This is a genomic window from Peptostreptococcus sp. (assembly GCF_977045075.1).
Genome location: NZ_CDRRTB010000086.1, coordinates 1 through 7,000 on the forward strand (window position 1 = coordinate 1; position 7,000 = coordinate 7,000).

The window sequence follows — 7,000 nt, forward strand, 5'->3', positions numbered from 1 at the left end:
AAAGGTTTTGACGGCAAGGAGAGAGAGTATATACAGAAGGTGGAGCTTCCAATAGATAGCGATAAGTCAAATCCAATGAGGTATATAGGTATTTCTGTAGATGTTATGAATGGCATATTTGAGGGGAATCCAGAAAAGGATGCCTTCCAGTATGCACCAGTTGTAATAGACTACAGGCAGTTAAAACCTGTAAATGGAACTCAACCAAATCCTCAGCCAGATCCAAATCCTCAGCCAGATCCAAACCCTCAACCACAACCAAATAAGTGGAGTGTTCCGGTTCAGCTAAAACATGGCTATGAAGATAAAAATTCTATGGGTTCAGCAGCCCTATTGCCTACAGCGACAATAGAGAAGAAGAGCAATGGTAAATATGAATACACTATCAAATTTAAGGGAATCCATGCAAACTTTGGTTCCAAGGAATTTTATGGACATCTTTATGGATTAAAAATATATAAAGATGGTTTTGATAGTGAAAAAACAGAAATACAAGCTTCAAAAACTCTTAAGGACAAGGATATTGTTGGTCAAGAAAGGGACTTCCCTGCAGAGTATAAATTTACACTTGATAAGCTATCTGACCTAGTTAAAATACAGGTGGCAGTAGATGCTATGGACGCCATAATTAATGGAGGACAAGCGCCTTATGATATCGCAGGAGCAAAGTGGAAGGGTGCACAAAATGCTAGATTAATACTAGATATTTCATCCATACCAAAGGAACCGAATCCTAGCAATCCGACTCCTGACCTTCCGAAACCAGACGAATCTATTGAAAATGCAGAGGCTCAATTAAAGAAAGATCTAGAAATTGCCAAGCATCTGGTTAATTCTGGCATAGCAAAGGGCAATTCAAAAGGAATACTTGAAAGGGCTATTAAGAAGGTTGAGGGAGTATTAGGAAAATCAAATCCTACATATTTGGAATTAGTAAGTGCATCACAGGTTCTTAATTTTGCAATATTGAGCATAAAGGACGATGCAAATCCAAATGACAATATTAAAACTGATGAAAAAATTGATAAAGGTAAGTTGGATGGTGGAATAGTTGACAAAAATGATGATAAAGATACTAAGATATATTCTGTTCCGGTAAAGTTATGGCATGCCTATGAAAACAAAGAATCAATGGGTAATCCGGCCATGGAAAAAGATATAATTGTAAAAGTATCTAAGAACAAGTTTGAATACTATGTAAGCTTTAAGGGGCTTAGCTTTGCTAACAAGTATGGTCATTTGTGGGACCTATCCGTTTACGATACTGGTTTAAATGGAAGCCTTAAACCAGCTATAATAGACAAGGAATATAGGGATACTGATCTTGAGGGCAAGCAAAGAACCTTCCCTAAGAGGTATAAATTTATCAGAAATGGAAAGGAAGAAAAAATTTATGTAAAAGTAGCAGTGGATGCTATGGATGCCATTAGCAGCAACCAGGCTAGTACATATGACAAGATAAGCAAGGGGGCAGGTAGCCAAAATGCCATTTTAGTATTTGACTGGTCAAAGGCAAAAGAGTACACTGACAATAATGCTAATGATGAAAACAAGTCAAGGATATCAGGTAGTGACAGGTATGAAACATCTGCACTAATAAGTAAGCAATACTTCAAGAATGCGGATACAGTTGTACTAGCGAGTGGAATCAATAGTGCAGATGCCTTGGTATCAGCTTCATTTGCGAAGATAAACAAGGCGCCTATACTACTATCATCAAAAGCGAATATACCTTCAAGTGTAGAGAATGAAATTTCTAGACTGAAGGCAAAGAATATAGTAATAGTAGGAGGAAATTCATCAATTTCACCAGCAGTTGAAAATAAATTAAAAGATGCTGGATATAAGGTGTCTAGAATATCAGGTTCAAATAGGTATGAAACAGCCTCTACTCTAGCTCAAAGGGTAAGAGACCTAGGTGGATCTAATAAGGCCATATTGATTAATGGTGAAAAGTCTGCAGATGCACTTACAGTATCTAGTCTGGCAACTAAGTCTGATATACCAGTGTTGTTGGTTAATAGTCGTAAGATAGATTCATCTGTAAAATCAAAGCTAGATTCTTGGAATGTAAATGAGTTGTTGATAGTTGGTGGAAGTGGATCTATTCCAGATTCCATTGTTAACAATATTAGGGCTAATAAAAAGAGGAGAATTGCAGGTGCTGATAGGTTTGATACAGCTATAGAAATAGCGAAAGAATCATATTCAAATCCTAAAACAGTAATGCTATCAAATGGATATAATGCAATTGATGCATTATCAGCAGGAGCAGTGACAGAAAAGGCCCAGGCACCGATATTACTTGTGAGAAAGGACAGCATACCATCAAAGGTGAGGTCAATTGTTGATAATAATTCAAGCAAGGCTGTATTGTTGGGTGGTGTGAACACTATAAGCAATTCCCTTGAAGCAAGTTTGAATAAGTAATAAAGCGAGTTCTAATAAGCGATATTGAGTCGAATTTAATAGCTAAAATTAAATAGGCTTAGATAAGTAATACTGGAGAAAGATCTAATAGGCAATATTATAAGTAAGGGGATAGGGACAAGATTGTTCATATCCCCTTAGTCTTGATTACAAGATAAAAGGATCTCTTAGACAAACTTTGTAAGAAAAACAAAAAAATGATTAATAAAATCGGCGAAAAGGTATTATAATGAAGAGATAGAGAATATAGATTTCTAATTGAAGGGTCGCAAGTCCAACTAGGTCAGATATGGACAGGCTGATTCATTATATTCTTTATCAAAATTATAGAGAGGGTAAAATTTAATATTTTATAAGAGAAGAATCTATGAATATAAAAATGAAAAGAATATTATCTCTGTCTTTGGCAGGCTTTATAAGCTTAGGACCTGTTCTAAATACCTTTGCAGCTGGAAATATCGACCTTGTTGCCGGAAGTGATAGGATACAGACATCGATAACAACAGCCTTAAAGGATGGTTCAAAGATAGATTATGTAGTTCTTGCTAATGCCTATTCCTTTGCAGATAGTTTGAGTAGCGTAAATATACTTAATAGCCATCCAAAGACTAAGTTAATCTTAATAGGTAAGCAGACTGATATTACAGGTCAGATTAGAAAGATAAATCCCCAAAAGGTATTTATAGTAGGTGGTACTGACAGTATTAGTGATATAGTCCTTAAGGGAATCAATAATATAAATATACCAACCGAGAGAATTTCTGGCCAGTCAAGGTATGAAACAAATGCCAAAACCCTAGAGGGCTTTGAGTCTGTAGGTGTGGCAGATGGTAGAAACTACCCGGATGCCCTATCAGCATCACCGCTTTTGAAGAAGGAAAGACTTGGCCTAATGCTAGTTAATGGCTCAAAGCCATACAGGACTGACAAAATAGTTAAGTATACCTTTGGAGATAAGTCATCAATTATTCAAGATGGGGGAGAGAGGCTAGCCGGCACTACTCGCTATGAGACTAATGAAAAGATAAATACGAAGTTAGCTGATATGGGCCAGAATATATTAACATATGGTGGTAATTATGCAGATGCCCTTTCAGCTGTCAACCTATTAGATGGTAGCAACAAGATAGTTTTGCTCAATAATAGGAATATATCAAGCTACAATGCCAAGCTTATCAGGGAAAATACCAACCTAGTAGTAGGTGGACTTTTATCAAATTCCATGACTCAGCTGGGTAGGATTTCTAGGGGAGATCAGCTAGATAATATTGACTCGGATGATCAAGTAAGCAATGAATACCCTAATTCCAATGATAATGACCCATTGACCTTTAGCTTTGATGGTAGGATTAATAGTCAAAAGGACCTAGATAGGTATATATTAGCTAGATTTGTAAATGGTATCGAGACAGCAGGCGAATCTGTAAGGATTGAAAATGATGATGTGAATGGAATTTCAACTGCCCTTAGCTATATTATAGAAGATACAGGATTTGTACTAAAGGCCTACAAGGGAAATGATAAGGTCTACCACTACTGGCTTAAGCCAGGACGCTTTACAGACCAGCTAAATGGTAATCGCTACAACAAGAAGGACTTTGTAGACAACCTAAACCACATAAGAAATGATATAAGGAATTCAGGTGCCTTAAATGAGCCTACTAACTATGGCAAGTATAGGAAGCTAACCCTATATTCAAAGAGGAAGTATTTCTATAGGCTTTCTAATTCTAGGGAATACAGTGAAAATTCTTCAAGCCCATATGCCCTATGGCAAAAGGGTACAGCTAGCTGTGCGGCCTTTACCTATTATAGTGACCTTGCAGCCATGCTTATGAGGATACCAAGCTTTGCCGTATTGGGTATGGACAATAAGGGAGACTATCACACAGAAAATGTCTTTTTAGATGAGGATGGCCAGACCCACCAGATAAATACTACCGGGGTACCTGTAAGATACAAGGATGCATCACAGGATATTATAGACAAGACCCTTGAGCCTTCTATACATGACTACTATTACATAAGTGATTATAAGTATACAAAGGATAGGGACTTTTATCCAAAGAGGTTGGCTGCTATAAAGGCTGATTTTTATAAGTAATAAACTAGGGCTATGCTTTAAGCATAGCCCTCATTGTAGGAATAAAGAACCACCAGCTGTGCTGGTGGTTTTATCTTGCTATTTAGTTAAAATATGACCGGCTTAGTCTTAGCTAGGATAGGCATAAAATATAATTCTATCCGGTGCATCTCCTAGGTACCCAAAAGGATAGCAGGTGCAGACTATTAAAACCTCCTCGTCATATTTCTTGATGATGGTCTTATCGTCTCTAGGCACTATCTTAATATTCTTGACTGTATACTTATAGTTGCCCTTTGAGTTCTTAAAATAAAAGCTATCACCCTTTTGTATCTTATTGAAATTCGTAAATACTGTATTCCTATGGCCTGCCAAAAAAATCATGTTATCTTCTCTAGGCATATAGGAACTAGATAGGTGACCTACACCCTTGTCTAGGCTATCAGAACCTGTTCCTTCAATAATAGGTATTTCCCTATCTAGTCTTGGTATATTGAGTATTCCAATAACATCCCCAACCTTTAGTTCTTCCTTAGCATCTTCACTGTCTGCCTTGTCATTGTCATTTTCCTTAACTTGAGTCTTGCTTTCTTTTTCTATTTTAGTGTTGGCAAGCTTCAAGTAATGATTTTGAGCCACCTCCATCTTATATAGGTTAACCCCTACATAGATAATGACTGCTGAGCCTAGAATCATTAGTATTTTACTTATTATAGATCTCATTATTTATCCTGTTTTTTCTTACGTGATAGAACAAAGCCAAGAGCTAATGATAAAGCTCCACCTGCTCCTAGAGACCAGATACTTGAGTTTGTATCAGGTAAGCTGTTTTCAGAAACCTTAGTCTTCTTGTAAGTAACCTGTGGCTTGTTAGGTACGTACTTGTTTGGCACTGGCTTACTTGGCACTGGACTCTTAGGTTCTACAGGACTCTTAGGTTCTACTGGTCTATTTGGCTCAGGATTCTTTGGCTCTACTGGCTTGTTTGGCTCAGGGTTCTTAGGTTCTTCTGGTTTATTTGGCTCAGGATTCTTTGGTTCCTCTGGCTTGTTAGGAACTGGTTTGTTAGGTGTTGGTATATTTGGTAGCTCACAAGTACCACACTTTATATCATGAGTAATCTTAGTAGTTGGTAGCTTGATATACTTTTCATCTAATCTCCAATTACCTGAAACATTAATGCTTGCTTCCTTTATATCCTTGCTAAAGTCCTGAGGAGTAGCAAACTTCTTATGTACTGTAAATGAAAGGGCAGTTCTTGCTGGAATGTCACCAACATCAATCGTTAGGTTGTCTCCATCAATCTGGATCTTTGACTTGTATGTATCCTTGTTTACTAGATTTAGGTCTGAATAAAACTTCTTACCAGTTACTGCTGGATAGTACCTATCTACAAGCCAATTAGTAGTATCCTCTATTGTATAGTTATCCTTTAATTCGTAAGGTAGCTTAACAGTGATTTTACCATTCTGGATAGCATAGTCAGTTGCAAATACGAATCTCCAATGCTGCTGCTTTGTGCTTTCATTTGGTCCATCCTGCCAGTGGTGAACCTCAAGGTTACCTGGTCCAGATAACTTTTCAGCGGCCTTCTTTTCAGTTTCAGTAGTGATACTGTGGTTGTTTTCATTTATAATTTTTTCTGTATATCCATTGTTTGAATAATCTTTTAGGCGAGTATCTATTTTTGCAGATGCATTTAGGTTCACCTTGTCATTTATTTTCTTTTCAACTGTTATGATATCACAAGCTCCGTCTTTACCCTGCTTTACGATACTAATATCTTCACCAACTATATATCCATTCTTAGTTGGAGTACCATCCTCGTTGTAGTAGACCTTCTGACGTGACTTATAGTCCTTTTCGTCTATTGTATTTTCTTTAGTTTCATTGATCTTATACTTGTAAGTTGTTGTATTTCCAGGAAGAACTAGGTTATCAAAGTTCCATTTTCCCTTCATTTCTGCAGTTGCCTTTGTATCCTTTATGGCATTATCAAAATCTTCATTCGTATCAAATGTCCTGTGGAACTGTAGGCTTCCTCCAGTCCTTGCTTCTAGCTTACCAAGATCAAAGATTATCTTATTAGCATCTATTACATAGTCTGGTATTACGTTAGGGTCTATTGTGTCATAGCCCGATTCATTTCTATAATATCTTTCTGTTAACCACTTACTTGCATTAGAGATCTTAAGCTTACCATTAGTTATAAGTGTATTTAAATCCTCATATGGAAGACCAACCTCTAGCTTGGCATCGTCTATCTTGTAGTCTGTGGCAAAGTTGACCCTGATGTTTTCCTGCTTAGCAGACTTGTTAGTCCAGTAGTTAAACTCCATATCACCAGCTCCGTAGAACTTTTCGTAGTCTGGGTTTGTATGGTCATGGGCCTTATTGTAAGGGCTCTTTGTCTTTTCCTTATTTAATTCACTGTCTGTTCCGTTACTTGCTTCCATCTTTGCCTTTAGGCTGACATTATTTTCCTCT

At 37.2% G+C, this 7,000-nt stretch carries 4 protein-coding genes; 2 read left to right on the forward strand and 2 right to left on the reverse strand.

Annotated elements, in window-relative coordinates; genetic code table 11:
* A partial coding sequence (locus tag ACW6OJ_RS06930; protein WP_456096121.1) for a cell wall-binding repeat-containing protein occupies positions 1 to 2,430 on the forward strand: 2,430 nt, incomplete at its 5' end.
* 367 nt (positions 2,431 to 2,797) lie between these two features.
* Entirely contained in the window at positions 2,798 to 4,534 is a 1,737-nt protein-coding gene (locus ACW6OJ_RS06935) for a cell wall-binding repeat-containing protein (protein ID WP_456096122.1), read from the forward strand.
* 108 nt (positions 4,535 to 4,642) lie between these two features.
* Here the strand turns inward: ACW6OJ_RS06935 and ACW6OJ_RS06940 are convergent, their stop codons facing one another.
* Positions 4,643 to 5,236, reverse strand: a complete 594-nt coding sequence (locus ACW6OJ_RS06940) for a class D sortase (RefSeq protein WP_456096123.1) — start codon at positions 5,234 to 5,236, stop codon at positions 4,643 to 4,645.
* A partial coding sequence (locus ACW6OJ_RS06945; RefSeq protein WP_456096124.1) for an LPXTG cell wall anchor domain-containing protein occupies positions 5,236 to 7,000 on the reverse strand: 1,765 nt, incomplete at its 5' end. The genes ACW6OJ_RS06945 and ACW6OJ_RS06940, both read right to left, overlap by 1 nt.